14 protein-coding genes are annotated in these 17,112 nt (G+C 71.8%); 3 read left to right on the forward strand and 11 right to left on the reverse strand.

Features of this window, described 5'->3' with window-relative positions; translation table 11 throughout:
* Positions 1 to 1,035 precede the first annotated feature (1,035 nt).
* From uvrC to rsgA, 4 genes are all read right to left on the reverse strand, one after another.
* Entirely contained in the window at positions 1,036 to 3,024 is a 1,989-nt protein-coding gene (gene uvrC, locus AC5L30_RS14090; RefSeq protein ID WP_494867683.1) for an excinuclease ABC subunit UvrC, read from the reverse strand.
* Between the two features lie 225 nt (positions 3,025 to 3,249).
* Positions 3,250 to 3,735, reverse strand: coding sequence for a Rieske (2Fe-2S) protein (locus tag AC5L30_RS14095; protein WP_433262512.1), 486 nt, complete (start codon positions 3,733 to 3,735; stop codon positions 3,250 to 3,252).
* A gap of 163 nt (positions 3,736 to 3,898) precedes the next feature.
* On the reverse strand, positions 3,899 to 6,844 hold the full coding sequence (uvrA, locus tag AC5L30_RS14100) for an excinuclease ABC subunit UvrA (protein WP_494867684.1): 2,946 nt from the start codon (positions 6,842 to 6,844) through the stop codon (positions 3,899 to 3,901).
* A 325-nt stretch (positions 6,845 to 7,169) separates the two neighbouring features.
* Positions 7,170 to 8,240, reverse strand: a complete 1,071-nt coding sequence (gene rsgA / locus AC5L30_RS14105; protein WP_494867685.1) for a ribosome small subunit-dependent GTPase A — start codon at positions 8,238 to 8,240, stop codon at positions 7,170 to 7,172.
* 178 nt (positions 8,241 to 8,418) lie between these two features.
* Here rsgA and AC5L30_RS14110 point away from each other — a divergent pair, with 178 nt between their 5' ends.
* Complete coding sequence (locus AC5L30_RS14110; RefSeq protein ID WP_494867686.1) at positions 8,419 to 9,135, forward strand: maleylpyruvate isomerase family mycothiol-dependent enzyme; 717 nt, start codon at positions 8,419 to 8,421, stop codon at positions 9,133 to 9,135.
* Positions 9,136 to 9,142: 7 nt separating this feature from the next.
* Entirely contained in the window at positions 9,143 to 9,796 is a 654-nt protein-coding gene (locus AC5L30_RS14115) for an MBL fold metallo-hydrolase (protein WP_494867687.1), read from the forward strand.
* Positions 9,797 to 10,021: 225 nt separating this feature from the next.
* On the opposite strand, the gene AC5L30_RS14120 is transcribed toward AC5L30_RS14115, so the two are convergent.
* Both AC5L30_RS14120 and AC5L30_RS14125 read right to left on the reverse strand, forming a co-directional pair.
* On the reverse strand, positions 10,022 to 10,630 hold the full coding sequence (locus AC5L30_RS14120; protein ID WP_494867688.1) for a DedA family protein: 609 nt from the start codon (positions 10,628 to 10,630) through the stop codon (positions 10,022 to 10,024).
* 101 nt (positions 10,631 to 10,731) lie between these two features.
* On the reverse strand, positions 10,732 to 11,415 hold the full coding sequence (locus AC5L30_RS14125) for a class I SAM-dependent methyltransferase (RefSeq protein WP_494867689.1): 684 nt from the start codon (positions 11,413 to 11,415) through the stop codon (positions 10,732 to 10,734).
* A gap of 193 nt (positions 11,416 to 11,608) precedes the next feature.
* Here AC5L30_RS14125 and AC5L30_RS14130 point away from each other — a divergent pair, with 193 nt between their 5' ends.
* Positions 11,609 to 11,812, forward strand: a complete 204-nt coding sequence (locus AC5L30_RS14130; RefSeq protein WP_007462771.1) for a cold-shock protein — start codon at positions 11,609 to 11,611, stop codon at positions 11,810 to 11,812.
* Positions 11,813 to 11,860: 48 nt separating this feature from the next.
* Here AC5L30_RS14130 and AC5L30_RS14135 read toward each other — a convergent pair whose 3' ends face one another.
* The 5 genes from AC5L30_RS14135 to AC5L30_RS14155 all read right to left on the reverse strand — a co-directional run bounded on the left by AC5L30_RS14135 (position 11,861) and on the right by AC5L30_RS14155 (position 17,055).
* Entirely contained in the window at positions 11,861 to 13,141 is a 1,281-nt protein-coding gene (locus AC5L30_RS14135; protein ID WP_494867692.1) for an MFS transporter, read from the reverse strand.
* Entirely contained in the window at positions 13,138 to 13,713 is a 576-nt protein-coding gene (locus AC5L30_RS14140; protein WP_494867694.1) for an ArsR/SmtB family transcription factor, read from the reverse strand. The genes AC5L30_RS14135 and AC5L30_RS14140 overlap by 4 nt, the downstream gene beginning before the upstream one ends.
* Before the next feature lie 110 nt (positions 13,714 to 13,823).
* Entirely contained in the window at positions 13,824 to 14,699 is an 876-nt protein-coding gene (locus AC5L30_RS14145; protein ID WP_494867695.1) for a hypothetical protein, read from the reverse strand.
* A gap of 172 nt (positions 14,700 to 14,871) precedes the next feature.
* Positions 14,872 to 16,536: a CocE/NonD family hydrolase gene (locus AC5L30_RS14150; protein ID WP_494867696.1), complete on the reverse strand. Its 1,665-nt coding sequence runs from the start codon at positions 16,534 to 16,536 to the stop codon at positions 14,872 to 14,874.
* A gap of 3 nt (positions 16,537 to 16,539) precedes the next feature.
* A complete protein-coding gene (locus tag AC5L30_RS14155) occupies positions 16,540 to 17,055 on the reverse strand; it encodes a MarR family winged helix-turn-helix transcriptional regulator (protein WP_494867697.1) in 516 nt (171 codons plus the stop codon).
* Between the last annotated feature and the right edge of the window lie 57 nt (positions 17,056 to 17,112).

The raw sequence follows: 17,112 nt of genomic DNA on the forward strand, positions 1-17,112 counted from the left end.
GGGTGCAACGGGTGCCGGTGGCGGATCATTCCGCCTGCGCGTCGGCCTGTTGTGGTGCTCGTGCTCGGCCGTGCGGGCTCGGCCTGTTGTGCTGCTCGGCCGTGCGGGGGTGTAACCGGGGCGGCCTGCCAGATGTTCCCGGCGGCTGCCGCATCCCACGACCGGGGGGAGTCGCGGTGGTCTGCCAGGTATAACGACCCGACCCGGCCGCCGATTCCCCCGCCGGGGTGGCCCCGACCACCCGACACCCCCGGCTAAACCGGCCACCCATCTCCTTGGCAAAGCGGACACCGCGGCCACGACGGCTTGATCCACTCGGGTTCCTTGAAAACGCGGCGTCTGGGCGCCGGGGATACCCCGACATCATTAAACCCGAGTGGATCATGCCGGCCTGCGCCGTCAGCGCCCCGGCCCGACCCACGATTCCGCCGCCGGGGTGGCCCGACCACCCGACAAACCCGACAATCCACCCATCCCCGCCAACCTGCCGAACCCGACAGGGCGGCCACAGCAGGATGATCCACTCGCGTCCCTGAAAGTCGCGGTGTCCGGCGGCCGGGGATACCCCGGCATCATGAAACCCGAGTGGATCATGCCGGCCTGCGCCGTCAGTGCACCCGCCCCGCCCCGCCCCGCCCCGCCCCGGGCAAGGTGCACTGCGCGAACCGGCAGCGCGGAACAGACCGCGTGATCGACTCGGGTTCACTGAAACCGCGGTGTCGCGGCGCTGGGGACACCGCGAATTCAAGGAAGGCGAGTGGATCATGCCCGCCTGCACCGTTCACGCCCCCTGCGCCCGCACCCGCCCCGGCCCCGGCCCCGGCCGCCGCCAACGGCCCGACCCGACCCGGCCCGACCCGGCCCGACCCACCCGACCCAAGGGCCGAAATGACACCTGGCCAGGCACTACACCCGCCCAAGATCGTGCTGGATCCAGGAAAGAGGTCCCTCGCCGCGCCATGAGGCCACTACATCCAGGATCCAGCACGATCATGCATGGCGCGATCACCCATCAAGGGCGAGCGGAGACCGCGCTCAGGTGCTGGGCTTCGCCTGCGCGCCGTCGCCGGCCTTCGTGTCCTTGTCCAGGGCGGCCAGGATCGCCTCAGCGGTGCGCCGACCCACCCCCGGCACCTCGGTGATCTCTTCGACAGTCGCCGCCGAGAGTCGCTTGAGCGAGCCGAAGTGTCGCAGCAGCGCCTTGCGCCGCACCTCACCCAGGCCGGGTACGTGGTCCAGCGCCGACTCGGTCATCCGCTTGGAGCGGCGCTGCCGATGGAAGGTGATGGCGAACCGGTGCGCCTCGTCACGCACCCGTTGCAGCAGGTAGAGCCCCTCCGAGGTACGCGGGAGGATGACCGGGAACTCGTCGTCCGGGAGCCACACCTCCTCCAGCCGCTTGGCCAACCCGCACAGGGCAACGTCGTCGATGCCCAGGTCGGCGAGGGCCTGCGCGGCGGCCGCGACCTGTGGGGCGCCGCCGTCGACGACCACCAGCTGCGGCGGGTACGCGAATTTCCGGGGCCGGCCGGTGGTCGGATCGATCAGGACACCCACCTGCGGCTCGGCGGCGTCCTGAGGGGCGGCCGGGTCGTCGGCCGACTCGACGCCCACCTCGCCCGTCTCGGCCCGGGCGTCCAGGTAGCGGGCGAAGCGGCGCCGGAGCACCTCGGACATCGCGGAGAGGTCGTCGGTGGCGCCTCGGACGATGAACCGCCGGTACTCGCTCTTGCGGGGCAACCCGTCCTCGAAGACCACCATGCTGGCGACCACGTCGGTGCCCTGGATCTGGGAGATGTCGAAACACTCGATGCGCAGCGGCGAGGTGCTCATGCCCAGCGCCTCGCTGATCTCGTCCAGTGCCTTGCCCCGGGTGGTCAGGTCGCCGGAGCGCTTCAGCTTGTGCCGGGCCAGCGCGTCCTTGGCGTTGCGCTCCACCGTCTCCATCAGTGAGCGCTTGTCGCCACGCTGCGGCACCCGTAGCGACACTCGGCTGCCCCGGTGGTTGGAGAGCCATTCGGCCAGCGCGTCCGCGTCCGCGGGCAGTTCGGGGACCAGCAGTTCCCGAGGCACGTCGGCCTCGCCGTGCTCGCCGCCGTACACCTGGGTGCAGAAGTGGTGGACCAGGTCGCCGGTGGTCAGCTCCTCGGTCTTCTCCACCACCCAGCCGCGCTGGCCGCGGACCCGGCCGTCGCGGACGTGGAAGACCTGCACGGCCGCCTCGAGCGGGTCGTCGGCGAACGCGACGACGTCCGCGTCGGTGCCGTCGCCGAGCACCACGGTCTGCTTCTCCATGGCCCGGCGCAGCGCGGCCACATCGTCGCGCAGCCGGGCGGCCCGCTCGAACTCAAGTTGCTCGCTTGCCTCGGTCATCTCGCGTTCGATCTTGCGGACCATGGTGTCGGTGCGCCCGGCCATGAAGTCGCAGAACCCGTCGACGATGGCCCGGTGTTCGTCGGCGGAGACGGTGCCGACGCACGGCGCCGAGCACTTGCCGATGTAGCCCAGCAGGCAGGGACGACCGACCTGGCCGGCCCGCTTGAACACCCCCGCGGAGCACGTCCGTGCGGGGAACACCCGCAGCAGCAGGTCGAGGGTCTCCCGGATGGCCCAGGCGTGCGAGTAGGGACCGAAGTAACGCACGCCCTTGCGCTTGGCGCCGCGCATCACCTGCAGCCGTGGGTACTCCTCGTCGAGCGTGACGGCGAGATAGGGGTACGACTTGTCGTCGCGGTAGCGGACGTTGAACCGCGGGTCGTACTGCTTGATCCAGGTGAACTCCTGCTGGAGCGCCTCGACCTCGGTGCCGACGGTGATCCAGTCCACCGACTCGGCGGTGGTGACCATCTGCCGGGTGCGCTCGTGCAGGTTCCAGACATCGCCGAAGTAGGAGTTGAGCCGGCTGCGCAGGTTTCGCGCCTTGCCGACGTAGATCACCCGGCCGGTGCCGTCGCGGAAGCGGTAGACCCCCGGTAGCTCCGGGATGGTGCCGGGTGCGGGGCGATAGGTCGAGGGGTCAGCCACGCCAACAAGCCTAGTCCGCAGCACCGACAGCCCACCGCAGGCGCGTGATCCACTCGCGTCCCGGAAGTCGGGGTGTCGGCACACCACGGACACCCCGACTTCCCGGAACGCGAGTCAATCGCGGCGCGCCGCACCCTGACCGGCCGGTCAGGGTGCGGCGGCTGGGCCAGCCCGCCGAACCCGGGCCAGTGCGCCGGCTGGGCCAGCCCGGCGCCGCGGGTCGGATCAGGCCAGCGAGATCTGGTCGCCGGTGACCTTGATGTTCTTGGGCGGCAGCGGCTTGGTGGCCGGGCCGGCCTTCACCGAGCCGTCCTCGATCGAGAACTTGCTGTTGTGGCAGGTGCAGTTGATGGTGCCGCCGTCGACGTTCGTCACCGGGCAGTTCTGGTGCGTACAGATCGGGCTGAAGCCCTTGAACTGGCCCGCCGTTGGCTGGGTGATGACCACACCTTCGGCGGCGAGGACCTTGCCGCCCCCGACCGGGATGTCGGCGGTGGTGGCCAACGACTGGGCGTTCTGCCGGTCGCCGCCGCCGGCGTCACCGGTGCTGGGCACGGCGGGGCCACCGCTGGTGGGTGCGTCACTGCCGCTGCCGCCGTCGTCGCTGCCGCAGGCAGCCAGGACGACGGCCGCGCCGACCGCCCCGACGCCGGTGAGCAGGGTACGGCGTGTCTGCGTACCCGGACCGGTCAGCGCCTGATCGTCACTCATGCCTCGCCTCTCTCTAGCCCGCTGCGCCGGTCAATAGCCGGCCACACTTCTCCACACGGGCAACTGTGCCGGATGGTTCATCGCGGCATTCGTCCGACCCGGCAAATGGGGCGGGGCGGGGCGTCATCCGACCCGCCCCGCCCGACGACCACGCACCGAGAGATCAGCGTGCGGCGGCCGGCACCTTACGGCTGGCCCGCGCCTTGGTCGCGCCGTTGGCCTTGGCGGCCCGGGTGGTGGCGGCAGCCGCACCCTTGGCCTCGCCGTCGAGCTTGAGCACCTGGCGCAGGAACTCACCGGTGTGGCTCTCCGCCACCTCGGCGACCTCCTCGGGGGTGCCGGTGGCGAGCACGGTGCCGCCGCGGTGGCCACCCTCCGGGCCCATGTCGATCAGCCAGTCCGCGGTCTTGATCACGTCGAGGTTGTGCTCGATGGTGATCACTGTGTTGCCCTTGTCGACCAGCCCTTCCAGCACCATCAGCAGCTTGCGGATGTCCTCGAAGTGCAGACCGGTGGTCGGCTCGTCGAGCACGTAGACCGTCCGCCCGGTGGAGCGCTTCTGCAGCTCGGAGGCGAGCTTGACCCGCTGCGCCTCACCACCGGAGAGGGTCGGCGCGGGCTGACCGAGGCGGACGTAGCCCAGGCCGACGTCGACGAGCGTCTTGAGGTGCCGGTGGATGGCCGGGATGGCGGAGAAGAACTCGGCGGCCTCCTCGATCGGCATCTCCAGCACGTCCGAGACGGTCTTGCCCTTGTAGTGCACCTCCAGGGTCTCCCGGTTGTACCGGGCGCCCTTGCAGACCTCGCACGGGACGTACACGTCGGGGAGGAAGTTCATCTCGATCTTGATGGTGCCGTCACCCGAGCATGCCTCGCAGCGCCCGCCCTTGACGTTGAAGGAGAACCGTCCCGGGCCGTACCCGCGTACCTTCGCCTCGGTCGTCTCGGCGAAGAGCTTGCGGACGTGGTCCCAGACTCCGGTGTAGGTGGCCGGGTTGGAGCGCGGCGTCCGGCCGATCGGCGACTGGTCCACGCCGACGACCTTGTCCACGTGCTCCAGACCGGAGACCCGGGTGTGCCGGCCGGGCACCAGCCGGGCGCCGTTGATCTGGTTGGCCAGCACCGCGTACAGGATGTCGTTGACCAGCGTCGACTTGCCCGAGCCGCTGACCCCGGTGACCGCGATCAGCTGGCCCAGGGGGAACGAGACGGTCAGGTTGCGCAGGTTGTGCTCCCGCGCCCCGTGCACCACCAGCTCCCGGGCCGGATCCTGCGGGCGGCGGCCCGACGGCGTCGGGATCGACCGCCGACCGGACAGGTACGCCCCGGTGATCGACTCCTTGTTCTTGAGCAGCGCCGGCACCGAGCCGCTGTGCACGATCTTGCCGCCGTGCTCACCCGCGCCGGGCCCGATGTCGACGATCCAGTCGGCGGTGCGGATGGTGTCCTCGTCGTGCTCCACCACGATCAGCGTGTTGCCCAGCCCGCGCAACCGGATCAGGGTCTCGATCAGCCGGTGGTTGTCGCGCTGGTGCAGCCCGATCGACGGCTCGTCGAGCACGTAGAGCACGCCCACCAGACCTGAGCCGATCTGGGTGGCCAGCCGGATGCGCTGTGCCTCACCGCCGGAGAGCGTGCCGGCCGGACGGTCCAGGGAGAGGTAGTCCAGGCCGACGTCGAGCAGGAACCGCAGCCGGGCGTTGATCTCCTTGAGCACCCGCTCGGCGATCATCTTCTGCCGGTCGGTCAGCTCGATGCCGGCGAGCAGGTCGGCGCACTCCCCCACCGACAGGTTGCAGACCTCGGCGATGCTCTTGCCGGCCAACGTGACCGCGAGCACCTCGGGCTTGAGTCGGGCACCGCCGCACGCCGCGCACGGCACGTCACGCATGTAGCCCTCGTACTTGTCGCGGGACCACTCGGACTCGGTGTCGGAGTGCCGGCGCTCGATCCACTGCACCACGCCCTCGAAGCCGGTGTAGTAGGAGCGCTCACGGCCGTACTTGTTGCGGTAGCGCACGTGCACCTGATCGTCGGAGCCGTGCAGGATCGTCTTCTGCGCCCGCGCCGGCAACGCCCGCCACGGGGTGTCGATGTCGAAGTGCTGGGCCTCACCGAGCGCCTCCAGCAGGCGCAGGAAGTATTCCAGGTTGTGCCCGGTGGACCAGGGCTGGATGGCGCCGTCGCGCAGGCTGCGCTCCGGGTCGGGGACCAGCAGCTCCGGGTCGACCTCCTTCTTGGTGCCCAGGCCGGTGCACTCCGGGCAGGCGCCGTAGGGCGCGTTGAAGGAGAAGACCCGGGGCTCGAGATCCTCGATGGCGAGCGGGTGGTCGTTGGGGCAGGCCAGGTGCTCGGAGTAGCGGCGCTCGCGGTCCGGGTCGTCCTCGGGAAGGTCGACGAAATCGAGCAGGACCAGGCCACTGGAGAGGCCCAGGGCGGCCTCGACCGAGTCGGTGAGTCGCTGCTTGGCGCTCGGCTTGACGGTGAGCCGGTCGATCACCACCTCGATGGTGTGCTTCTCCTGCTTCTTGAGCTTCGGCGGCTCGGTCAGCGGGTGCACCACGCCGTCGACGCGGGCCCGGGCGTAGCCCTTGGCCTGCAACTCGGCGAAGAGGTCGACATATTCGCCCTTGCGGCCACGGATCACCGGGGCGAGCACCATGAACTTGGTGCCCTCGGCCATGGCCAGGACCCGGTCGACGATCTGCTGCGGGCTCTGCCGGGAGATGCGCTCGCCGCAGACCGGGCAGTGCGGCTCACCGATGCGGGCGTAGAGCAGGCGCAGGTAGTCGTAGACCTCGGTGATGGTGCCGACGGTCGAGCGCGGGTTACGCGAGGTGGACTTCTGGTCGATCGAGACGGCCGGGCTCAGGCCCTCGATGAAGTCGACGTCCGGCTTGTCCATCTGGCCGAGGAACTGCCGGGCGTACGAGGAGAGCGACTCGACGTAGCGGCGCTGCCCCTCGGCGAAGATCGTGTCGAAGGCCAGGCTCGACTTGCCCGACCCGGACAGCCCGGTGAACACGATGAGTGCGTCCCGGGGCAGGTCGAGACTGACGTCACGCAGGTTGTGCTCGCGCGCGCCACGGATGATCAGTCGGTCGGCCACGGTGCGTGTACTCCCGGGAGAAGACGAAGCGAAGGATGTGTCCCGCTCTGGGCGGTCTGAGCGGTCGTGCGGGCGCGGAAAACACGCCTCGGCAACTCTAGCCCCGAGGTATGACAGTTTCCCCCGCCCGCACATTCCCCCAGCTCAGCCCGGTCGGCCGCCCCGCCCGCAAGGCCCGCGCGCCCGACCACCGGCAGGACCAACACCCCCGTCCGGAAGCAGCGCGCACGCGCCGTCCCAAAACGCGCGCCGTCCCAAACCCGGGCCACCCGAGAACCCGGGCCACCCAAAACCGCGCGCGCCACCCGAAAGACCGGGCGCCCGGTCAGTAGCCTCCGGGCGTCGGCGGACGTGCGGCCCGGCGTCGGGCCGAACGCCACCCGCCGCGCCGCTCCGCCGCCACCCGGGCCTCCCGTCGTCGGCTCTCGTGGGCCACCTCGCCCTGCAACCGCCGCCAGCTCTCCCACCGACGGGTGGAGAGTTCGCCGGTGTGCAGCGCCTCCCGGACCGCGCACGCGGGCTCGCCGTCGTGGCCGCAGTCGGCGTACCGGCAGCCCTCGGCCAGCCCGGCGATGTCGGCGAACGCCCGGTCGAGCCCGGCCGCGCCGTCGAGCAGGCCGACCGCCCGCACACCGGGCGTGTCGATCACCGCACCGCCGCCGGGGATGGGTACGAGGGCCCGCCAGGTGGTGGTGTGCCGACCCTTGCCGTCGACCCGCCGGATCGCCTGGGTGGGCATCATCACCGCCCCGACGAGGGCGTTGACCAGGCTCGACTTGCCGGCGCCGGACGGGCCGAGCAGACCGAGCGTGCGGCCGGGCGTCACCTCGGCGCGCAGCGGGTCCAGCCCGAGGCCGAGTTCGGCGCTGACCGGCAGCACCGGCACCCCCGGGGCGACCGCGGCCAGTTGGCGGGCCAACGCGGCCGGGTCGGCCGCGAGGTCCGCCTTGGTCAGTACGACCAGGGGCCGGGCGCCGGACTCATGGGCCAGGGAGAGCAGCCGCTCGATCCGGCCCACGTCCGGCTCGGGGTGCACCGGCTCCACCACGGCGGCGGCGTCGAGGTTGGCGGCCAGCACCTGACCGCTGGCGTCCTTGCCGGCGGTACGCCGGATCAGCGCGGCGCGCCGTGGCAGCACCGCCTCCACGGTGACGCGGCGGTCCGGCCAGTGGGTGAGCAACACCCAGTCCCCGGCGCAGGGCAGCGCGGACGGGTCCCGCGCGGCGGCGGTCAGCACCGCCCCACCCAGGCTGGCCCGGACCGGGCCGACCTCGGTGAGCACGGTGCAGACCCCCCGGTCCACCCGGGCCACCCGACCCGGCTGGTGCTCGCCGCGGCGCGCGGCGTACGCCGTCCGCTCGGCGTCCCAGCCGAGGGCGGTCAGATCGATCGTCATGGCATCCTCATCGGTGTCGAAGCTGGTGATGGCGGAACACGCGTGCCACGTCCGGCATGATCACCACCTCCGTCCGATGTCCCGGTGCCGCGTCTGCCGCTGACGGTAGGTCGCGCGCCGACGCGCCGAAAGCGATTTCCGCGGCGACGGCGCGACGGCGGACCGCTAGGGTCGACGGGTGACCACGGATCCGCTGCTGTTGATGGGCGAGGTGGACGCGGCCACCAGCCGACTACTGCGTACCGCCGCGTCTTTCGACGCCGCGGACCTGGCCGCCGCGTCGCTGCTGCCGGGCTGGACGCGCGGCCACGTGCTGGCGCATCTGGCGCGCAACGCCGACGGCTTCGTCAACCTGCTCACCGCGGCCCGCACCGGGGCGGCGCTGCCGATGTACGCCTCGCTGGAGGCCCGCACGACGGACATCGAAGCCGGTTCGGGCCGGCCACCGGCCGCGCACCTCGACGACCTGCGACGCACCGCGGACCTGTTCTCCGAGGCGGTCGCAGCGATGCCGGCCGACGCGTGGGCGGCGACGGTGCAGGCACGTAAGGGCCCGTGGCCGGCGGCGCTGCTCGTCTGGGGCCGGCTGCGGGAGATCGAGGTGCACCACCTCGATCTGGCCGCCGACTACCGGGCCGCGGACTGGTCCGAGACGTTCGCCCACCGACTGCTGCGGGAGGCCGCCAGTCATCACGCCATGGGGCCGACACCGCCGTCGATCGTGCTCCGCCTCGACGGCAGCGAGCATGAGGTGGTGATCGGGGAGCGCGTCGGCGCCCCGATCGTCGCCGGTCCCGCTCCCGACCTCGCCGCCTGGCTGATCGGCCGTGCCGACGGCGCCCCGCTCTCCGTCACCCCCGACGGTCCCCTGCCTACTCCACCGGAATGGATATAGAAACGTCATGACATACAGCGGAGACGTCACGCACGGCGGCCCACCGGCGGTTCGGGAGCTGGACGGGCTGACCATCAGCAAGCTCTCGGTGGGCCCGATGGACAACAACGCCTACCTGCTGCGCTGCACGGGCACCGGTGATCAGGTGCTGATCGATGCCGCCAACGAGGCACCCCGGCTGCTCGAACTGATCGGTGACGGTGGGCTCACCGCCGTGGTGACGACCCACCAGCACATGGATCACTGGGTGGCGCTGGAGGAGGTCGTCGCCAAGACCGGCGCGCGGGCGCTGGTGCACGCCGATGACGCGACAGGGCTGCCGATCGAGGCGGAGCGGCTGGCCGACGGCGACACCGTGGCGGTTGGCGACTGCGCGCTGGAGGTCATCCACATCAAGGGGCACACGCCGGGTTCGATCGCGCTGCTCTACCGCGACCCGGCCGGCACCCCGCACCTCTTCACCGGGGACAGCCTCTTCCCGGGTGGGGTGGGTAACACCGACAAGGACCCGGAGCGCTTCGCGGCGCTGATCGGCGACGTCGAGCACAAGCTGTTCGACCAGCTACCGGACGACACCTGGTTCTACCCGGGCCACGGCAAGGACAGCACCCTGGGCGCAGAACGCCCCGCCCTCCCCCAGTGGAAAGCAAGAGGCTGGTAACCCCACCACCCGGAAGACCCGACGTCGACCAAGAACCACCAAGATCAAAACCCCGCCGACGGCGGCGGCACCCCCGCACAAACCGGAACCACGACGGGGGCGGGGGCCCGCCGTGCCCGGCCCAGGGATCAAGCCTGACCGCCCGGAGCCGGGCACGGCGGGCCCCCGCCCCCACCCACCGCACCCGACTCCAAGCGCCCCCGCGCCCCCCAGAACGACGACGACTCAGCCAACGACGGAGAACAACCGCCGCCGCGCCCCCAGCAACACGACGGAGGCCAGCACCAGCCCGACCCCCATCGTGACCAGCAGCGGGCTGGGGTTGCCCGGCAGCAGCCCGGCCACCGACCGTGACGCGGTGCCCAGGGCGAGGTAGAGACCGGCCCAGGCGGCCGCGCCGATCGTCGCGCAGCCGAGGAATCGCCGGTACGACATCCGCAGCCCACCGGCGGCCAGTGGCAGCAGCGCGTTGAACACCGGCAGGAACGGCGCGACGACCATCATCCGGCCGCCGCCGCGGCGCAGGATTCCTTCCGCCGCGGTCCAGCGGGTCTCGCCGATCCAGCCGCCGATCCGGCTGTGGCGAAGTCGGTCGGAGTAGCGCCGGCCGATCAGGAAGCTCAGCGACCAGCCGGCCAGGCAGCCGATCAGCACCGCGGTGAAGGTGGCCAGCCCGGTGCTGGGGCGGCCGACGCCGACGGCGGCGAGGATCGCGACGTCGCCGGGGATGAGGACACCCAGCAGGGGTACGGCGTCGAAGAGCATGACGAGCCCGATCGCAGCCATCAGGAGCAGAACCGGTAGTTCTCCGATCTGGGCCAGCCATTGCGTCATGCGTCGACGCTATGGCCGCGGCACCACTTCGGACATCGGGTCGTAGCCCCCAGTGACCCCTGGTATCCGCCTCGGGGTCGCCCCTGAGTCCGGGCCCCGGCTCAGAGGGGGCGCAGCACCTGCACGTGGCGTAGTGACGAGTCGACCGACGGTTCGGTGGTGGGCACCGGGTAGTCGGCCAGCACGGTCAGCCGGTCCGTCGGTAGGTGTCCGCGGCCGGGGTCGCCGACCAGCACGTCGGCGCCGCCGGCGGCGGCCCGCTGCAGGAAGGGCAGCATCCGGTCGGCCATCGCGCGGTCGTAGAAGACGTCCCCGGCGACCACCAGGTCGACCTTCGCCTCGGCGCTGTCGAGCAGGTCGTCCCCGGTGGCGTCGACAGCGACGTGGTTGGCCCGTGCGTTGAGGGTGACGGCAGCGACGGCGTACGGGTCGATGTCGTTGGCGATCACCTCTGCGGCGCCGGCGAGCGCGGCGGCGATGGCGACCAGCCCGGACCCGGCGGCGAGGTCGAGCACCCGGCGGCCGGCGGCCAGCTCCGGGTGGTCCAGGAGGTGACGGGCCAGGGCCTGCCCACCGGCCCAGGCGGACGCCCAGTACGGCGCTGGCAGCGCGTGCCCGGCGGCGGCCTCCATCCGGGCCCACCAGACAATCGCGTCCTCGGCCAGGTGCAGCCGCACCTCGGGAACGAACGGGGTGGGCATCAACCGGAGCCGGTCCAGACCGGCGCCGGGCGCGTCGATCTCGCGTTCCAGCTCGGTCAGCGCGTCGGCTGCGGCACCTCTCATCGGCGCAAGCATGCCCCAGTGGCGGTTGGTCGGGGCGGGTTTCGCATGCCGCCGCGCAGAGTTCACCCGAGTTCAGTCAAAGACCTACGGCACTTCGGCCAGCGGATTGGGGTTTTGCCCGTTACTGTCGAACAGGTACGGGCGATCATCGGCCAGAGGCCGAGGGTCAGCCGCTTTGAACAGGGAGAGATGCATGGCAACCGGCACGGTTAAGTGGTTCAACTCGGAAAAGGGCTTCGGCTTCATCGAGCAGGACGGTGGAGGGCCGGACGTGTTCGTCCACTACTCCGCCATCGCCTCGAGCGGCTACCGGGAGCTCAACGAGGGCCAGAAGGTCGAGTTCGAGGTGACCCAGGGGCAGAAGGGTCCGCAGGCGGACAACGTCCGCCCGATGTAGCTCCGTGCCGGTGACGGCGGCCGGTCTCCGGCCGCCGTCGCAGCGCACTCAAGACGCCACCGGGGCGGCGGGCAGGTCCCGCCGCCTCCGGATTGGCCCAACCAACAGAATCAACGGGGTGAGCGCCAACCAGGCGGTCATCACGACGATTGCCGTCCCGACGCCGTAACGCGCGCCGATCGCACCGGCCAGCACGGCTGCCAGCGGGATCGTGCCGTAGTTGAGCAGGTGCATGCTCACCGTCACCCGGCCCAGCAGGTGATGCGGCGTGTAGGTCTGCCGGAATGCGCCCTTGACCACGTTGCCGATGGCCACCCCGAGGCCGATCAGCAGACCGCCGAGGGCCGGCCAGGCCAGCCCGACGCCGGGTGCGGCGAGGGGGATGAGCAGCGCGGGCGGGCCGGTGAGCGCGGCCGCGATCAGCAGGGCCCGCGCGGTGCCGCAGCGCCGGGCCAACGTGGTGGCGAGCAGCGCTCCGATGATCCCGCCGGCGCTCATCACCCCGACGAGCACACCCACCAGGCCCGGTTCGAGACGCAGTTCGCGGACCAGGAAGACCACCAGGACGGCCTGGTAACCGGTCAGCCCGATGTTGCTGGCCGCGCCGAAGACGGTGAGCACCCGCAGGTACGGGTCCCGGATGACGAAGCGCAGCCCCTCGGTGATGTCCCGGCGTAGTGATCGGGACCGCTCCGACGGGCGTACGCGTGGCTCGCGGGTGCGGATGCGCAGCAGGAACACCGCGGAGAGCAGGAACGTGAGCGCGTCCAGCAGCAGTGCGGCGACAGCGCCGGTGAGTTGGGCGATCAGGCCGGCGAGGCCGGGGCCGACGACGTAGCTCACGGTCTGGGTCGCCTGGAGCTTGGCGTTGCCCTCCGGCAGTTGCCCGGGTCGCAGCAGCACCGGCAGGTAGACCTGGTCGGCGGTTTCGAAGAAGACCCGCGCGGCGCCCGCGCTGAGGGCGACCACCAGCAGCTGCGCGACGGTGAGCCGGTCCAGCAGGGCGGCCAGCGGCACGCTGAGGAAGGCCGCCGCGCAGAGCAGGTCGCAGACCACCATCACCGGTCGGCGGGGCAGCCGATCGACCCACGCGCCGGCCGGCAGGCCGATCAGCAACCAGGGCAGCCAGGCCGCGGCGGTGAGCACCGCCACCTGGAAGGTGCCGGCGTCGAGGACGGCGACCGCGACCAGGGGCAGCGCGACCGTGGTGACGTTGCTGCCGACGCTGCTGACCGCCTGGCCAGCCCAGAGCAGCCGGAAGTCGCGATGGCGCAGCAGCCCTCCGGTCGGCCGGACGTCGCTCGGGTCGCTGCGGGTGGCGGTGGTCACGGTCGGGCCGGTACGCCGTGGACGAACACGAAGACCGTCCTGCGGTCGGCGTCGTCGTCGGGCAGGTCCCGGTTGGCCCAGCGGGCGAGGACGCCGATCATCTCGCGGCTCAACTCGGCCAGCTCCTCGGGCGTGAGGCGCAGCCAGTGGTCGGTGGAGAACGGCGCGTCCTGCCAGGTGGCCTGGGTGGCCTCGTCGGCGGCGTGCCAGGCCCGGGCCAGGGCGACGTGTCGGTCCAGGTTGAGCGAGGTGGCGGCGTCGGCGACCGCCCGGGAGGCCGGGTCGGCGTCGAAGTCGGCGTTGGACCAGCGCAGCCCCCGGGTGACCAGGCGCCACCACCGCTCGCGCCGGTCCCGGGCCAGCTCGGGCGCCTCGGTGACCAGGTCCGCGGCGGCGAGGACCTTGAGGTGGTGGCTGACGTTCGCGGGGGCCTGGTCGGTGCGCTCGGCGAGCAGCCCGACGGTGGAAGGCCCGTGGACCTTGAGCACATCCATCAGTCGGCGGCGCAGCGGGTGGGACATGGCGGCCAGCACCCGGGAGTCGGTGATCTGGCGTACGTCGGGACTGTCCATGACGACAGGATCGCATCAGCAACAACTCTTGCGCAATGTCTGTTGCTCAAGAGTTGTTGCTGATGCGCCAAGAGGGGCGGCCCGGCGGCTACGTACGGGCCGCCCCTCGCTCAGGCGACCAGCCGGCGGGCCAGCTCGTCGGCGACCTGCTTGGCCATGGTGGGCGGGATCGCCGCGGCGATCTTCTCCGGCGTCAGCGAGGCCAGCACGCCCTGCACGATCGCCGGCTCGTCGGTGAAGTCCCGGTTGGACAGCGCGGTCAGCGCCGTCTGCAACGCGCTGACCTGGGCGGCGAGCGATGTCAGCGTCGGGTGCGCCACGGTGAAGTTCGGGACGGTGGCATCCTCACCCATCGCCATCCGGGTGTAGATCTGCCCGATCGGGTTGCGGCCGTCCAGCACGGTGAGGTTCTTGTGGACGGTGGCCAGCCAGTTGTGCTCTTCGGGGGTCATGTCGTCGTCCTCCAGGAGTCCGATGGAGCTGAGGTACCGGCGGAACAGGGGCCGCTGATCGCGGCCCGCCTTGATCGCGTCGCGGAAGAAGCTGAAGTGGGTGTGCCAACGGTGTGAGCTGTCGCCGCTGGTGCGCTTGCCGAGGCGATCCCACCGTCTCACCGTGGTGCCGTCGGGGCTGTAGATGATCTCCCGGATGTCCCGGGTGTCGGCCGCGTTCGCCACGCACTGCGCGACGCACCAGACCGAGAAGCTGGGCAGGGTGTTCGTACGACCGCCGGAGCGGACATCGAACTGGCCGACATCCAGCGCCGCCGCGTCGAGGGTCAGCCCGGCCCGGTCGCGGGGCGACTCGACCACCGAGTAGTCGTTGGTGACCACCCGGTCCGATCCGCAGTGGTAGCCGCCCCGGTGGGCCGAGTCGCCGACGATGCCGACCTCACCCGGGTCCAGGTCGTCTGGCCCGGGGGCGTTGTCGAGGTGAGTGAGGAGCAGGCTTCGGACGGCCAGAAGATTAGCCGGGGCCCGGGTCATGGGGTCCCCCTTTCCGAGAGGTGGGGACCGGGCACGACGTCACACCGCGTACGCGGTGCTGGGCTTCGGACGAGCCCGGCCTACTGGTGCACGGCGCCGGGCGTTGACTCAACCATAGCCCGCGTTTTGAACAAACGCCCAGCTCAGGAGGGTTCGTTCAGATTGGAGGGCGCTACGGGGCAGAGTGGACGATCGGCACCAGCAACGCCGAGGGGTAGGCCGGGTCGTGCAGAATCTGCCGCCAGCCGGCACGCAGCGTCACCGCCGCGCCGAGGGGTTCCCCGGTGCCGGGGTTGCGAGCCCACCGTGGATGGGCGCCACCGGAGACCTGCACCCGCAGTCGATGCCCGGCGGCGAACCGGTACGCGGTCGGCCAGAGCGGCACCGGGATCCGCAGCACCCCGGACGGATCGGCCGCGAAGCGCTCGGGGGTGACCCGCACCAGACCGTCGCAGACGTTCCACGAGCGACCCCGACGGTCCACGTCGCACAGACGCACGAAGACGTCCAGGTACGGCAGGTCGCTGCGGACGTGGATCTCGGCGCGGACCGGACCGATCACCTCGACCGGCCCGGTCAGCGGGGCGCTGGTGTAGGTCAGCACGTCGGGGCGAGCCTCGACGCGCCGGTTGTCCACCCGGCCGGCCCGCTGGGCGACGAGCAGTGGCCCGCCCAGCGACGGGGTGGGATCCACCGGTTCGTAGCGGAACTCGTCCGGCGCCGAGGCGACCGGTGGACGTGCCGCCAGCCCGCCACCGGGTTGCAGGTGCCAGGCCGTCTCGACCGCAGGTGGTGGCCAGTGCGGCAGGTCCCGCCAGCCGCCGCCGGGCCCGCTGACGTAGAGCCGGACGGGCGGCAGGGCCGACCGCGCCGGTCCGGGCGGTCGAGGCGCGGCCGGCAGGTGCTCGTCGAGCCAGGCCAACCCCTCGCGCAGGGCGGCCACGAACAGCCCGGGGCTGCCGTGCGTCCACGGGCCGATCACCAGACGCGGCGGTGTGCCGGCGGCGCGCAGCACGGCGTGGTCGTCGAGCTGGGCGGGCAGGAAGATGTCGTGCCAACCGGTGACCATGACCACCGGCGCCCGCACCTTCGCGACCTGGTCGGCGAAGACCCGGGTCCGCCAGTACTCGGCCTGCGGGGTGTGGTGGCGCAGCCACTCCTGGAAAAACGGGATGGTCACGCCGGTGGCCACCCGGTCGGCGTCGGCCAGCGGGAGATGCTCCAGCGCGGCGGCCAGCCGGGGCTGCCCGCGCTTGAGCTCCCACTGTCGAGCCAGCCACGGCACGGTCTGCGCGTGCAGCAGCTCCGCCCAGGTCAGCACGGTGTCCAGGGCGAACGACTCCCCCGCGTACGTCGAGTCCCGGGTGGCCGAGGCGGTCACCACCGCGACCATCGCGCGCAACTCGTCGCCGGCATCGGCGGCCAGCGCCCACTGTGCGAAGCCCTGGTAGCTGACCCCGAACATGCCGAGTTGCCCGGACCACCAGGGTTGGCGACGCAGCCAGTCCAGGGTGTCCGCGCCGTCGTCGCGTTCGTGCACCAGCGGGGCGAACGTCCCACCGGAACCGCCGGTGCCCCGGCAGGACTGGATCACCGCGTGTCGGCCCCGGGCGGCGAGCAGCCGACCGAGCAGCCGCAGTGGTCCACCCCGCCCGTAGGGGGTGCGGATCAGCACGGTCGGCGCGCCGCGGACGGCCGGGGCGTAGTGATCGGTGCGCAGCACCACCCCGTCGCGGGCCCGCACCGGGAGGTCACGGGTGACCCGCACCGGGCCGGGGCGGGTCGGTGGCAGGCGCAGCGCGGCGCTGGCGAGGCGGGTGACGAGCCGGTCCGGCACCGGTCAGCCCGTCGGGCGGCGGGGCGGCTCCGGCCGGGCGGCGCGCACCGCGTCCCGGTGCCCCCGCAGCGACTCGCTCATCTCCGCCATGAACCGGTGCACCACCTCCAGCTCGTCCTCGCCGAAGCGGGCCATCACCGTGTCGGTACGGGCGCCCAGCGGCCGGAAGAACTCCATGGCCAGGGCGGCGCCCTGGTCGGCGTAGTGCAGCAGCACCTTGCGCCGGTCGACGGTGTCCCGGTCCCGGCGGATGTGCCCGGCCCGCTCCAGCCGGTCGATCAGGGCGGTGACCGAGCCGGAGGAGAGGTTGAGCTGCTCACCGAGGCGACCGGGGGTGATCGGGTCGCCGAGCAGCTCGGCGTCCATCACCGCGATCAGGGCCTGCAGGTCGGTCGGGTTGAGGCCGTGCAGGTTGGCGAAGGCGTGGCCGACCTGTTGGGCGTCCACCGCGTACCGCCGGAGGTTGTTGGTGATCTCGGCGACCAGCTGCTCGCGGCGCGTGTCGCGCCGTCGGTACATGCCGTGAGTCGCCACCTCGCGCCGCTCTCCCCGTCGTCGGTCCCCCGGGTTGCAGCA

The organism is Micromonospora sp. BQ32 (assembly GCF_059358895.1).

Bases quoted from the DNA above. Each gene is read 5' to 3' on its own strand.
- AC5L30_RS14095 (WP_433262512.1), bottom strand. From the start codon at position 3,735: ATGAGTGACGATCAGGCGCTGACCGGTCCGGGTACGCAGACACGCCGT.
- rsgA (WP_494867685.1), bottom strand. From the start codon at position 8,240: ATGACGATCGATCTGACCGCCCTCGGCTGGGACGCCGAGCGGACGGCG.
- AC5L30_RS14115 (WP_494867687.1), top strand. From the start codon at position 9,143: ATGACATACAGCGGAGACGTCACGCACGGCGGCCCACCGGCGGTTCGG.
- AC5L30_RS14120 (WP_494867688.1), bottom strand. From the start codon at position 10,630: ATGACGCAATGGCTGGCCCAGATCGGAGAACTACCGGTTCTGCTCCTG.
- AC5L30_RS14125 (WP_494867689.1), bottom strand. From the start codon at position 11,415: ATGAGAGGTGCCGCAGCCGACGCGCTGACCGAGCTGGAACGCGAGATC.
- AC5L30_RS14130 (WP_007462771.1), top strand. From the start codon at position 11,609: ATGGCAACCGGCACGGTTAAGTGGTTCAACTCGGAAAAGGGCTTCGGC.
- AC5L30_RS14140 (WP_494867694.1), bottom strand. From the start codon at position 13,713: ATGGACAGTCCCGACGTACGCCAGATCACCGACTCCCGGGTGCTGGCC.
- AC5L30_RS14145 (WP_494867695.1), bottom strand. From the start codon at position 14,699: ATGACCCGGGCCCCGGCTAATCTTCTGGCCGTCCGAAGCCTGCTCCTC.
- AC5L30_RS14155 (WP_494867697.1), bottom strand. From the start codon at position 17,055: ATGTACCGACGGCGCGACACGCGCCGCGAGCAGCTGGTCGCCGAGATC.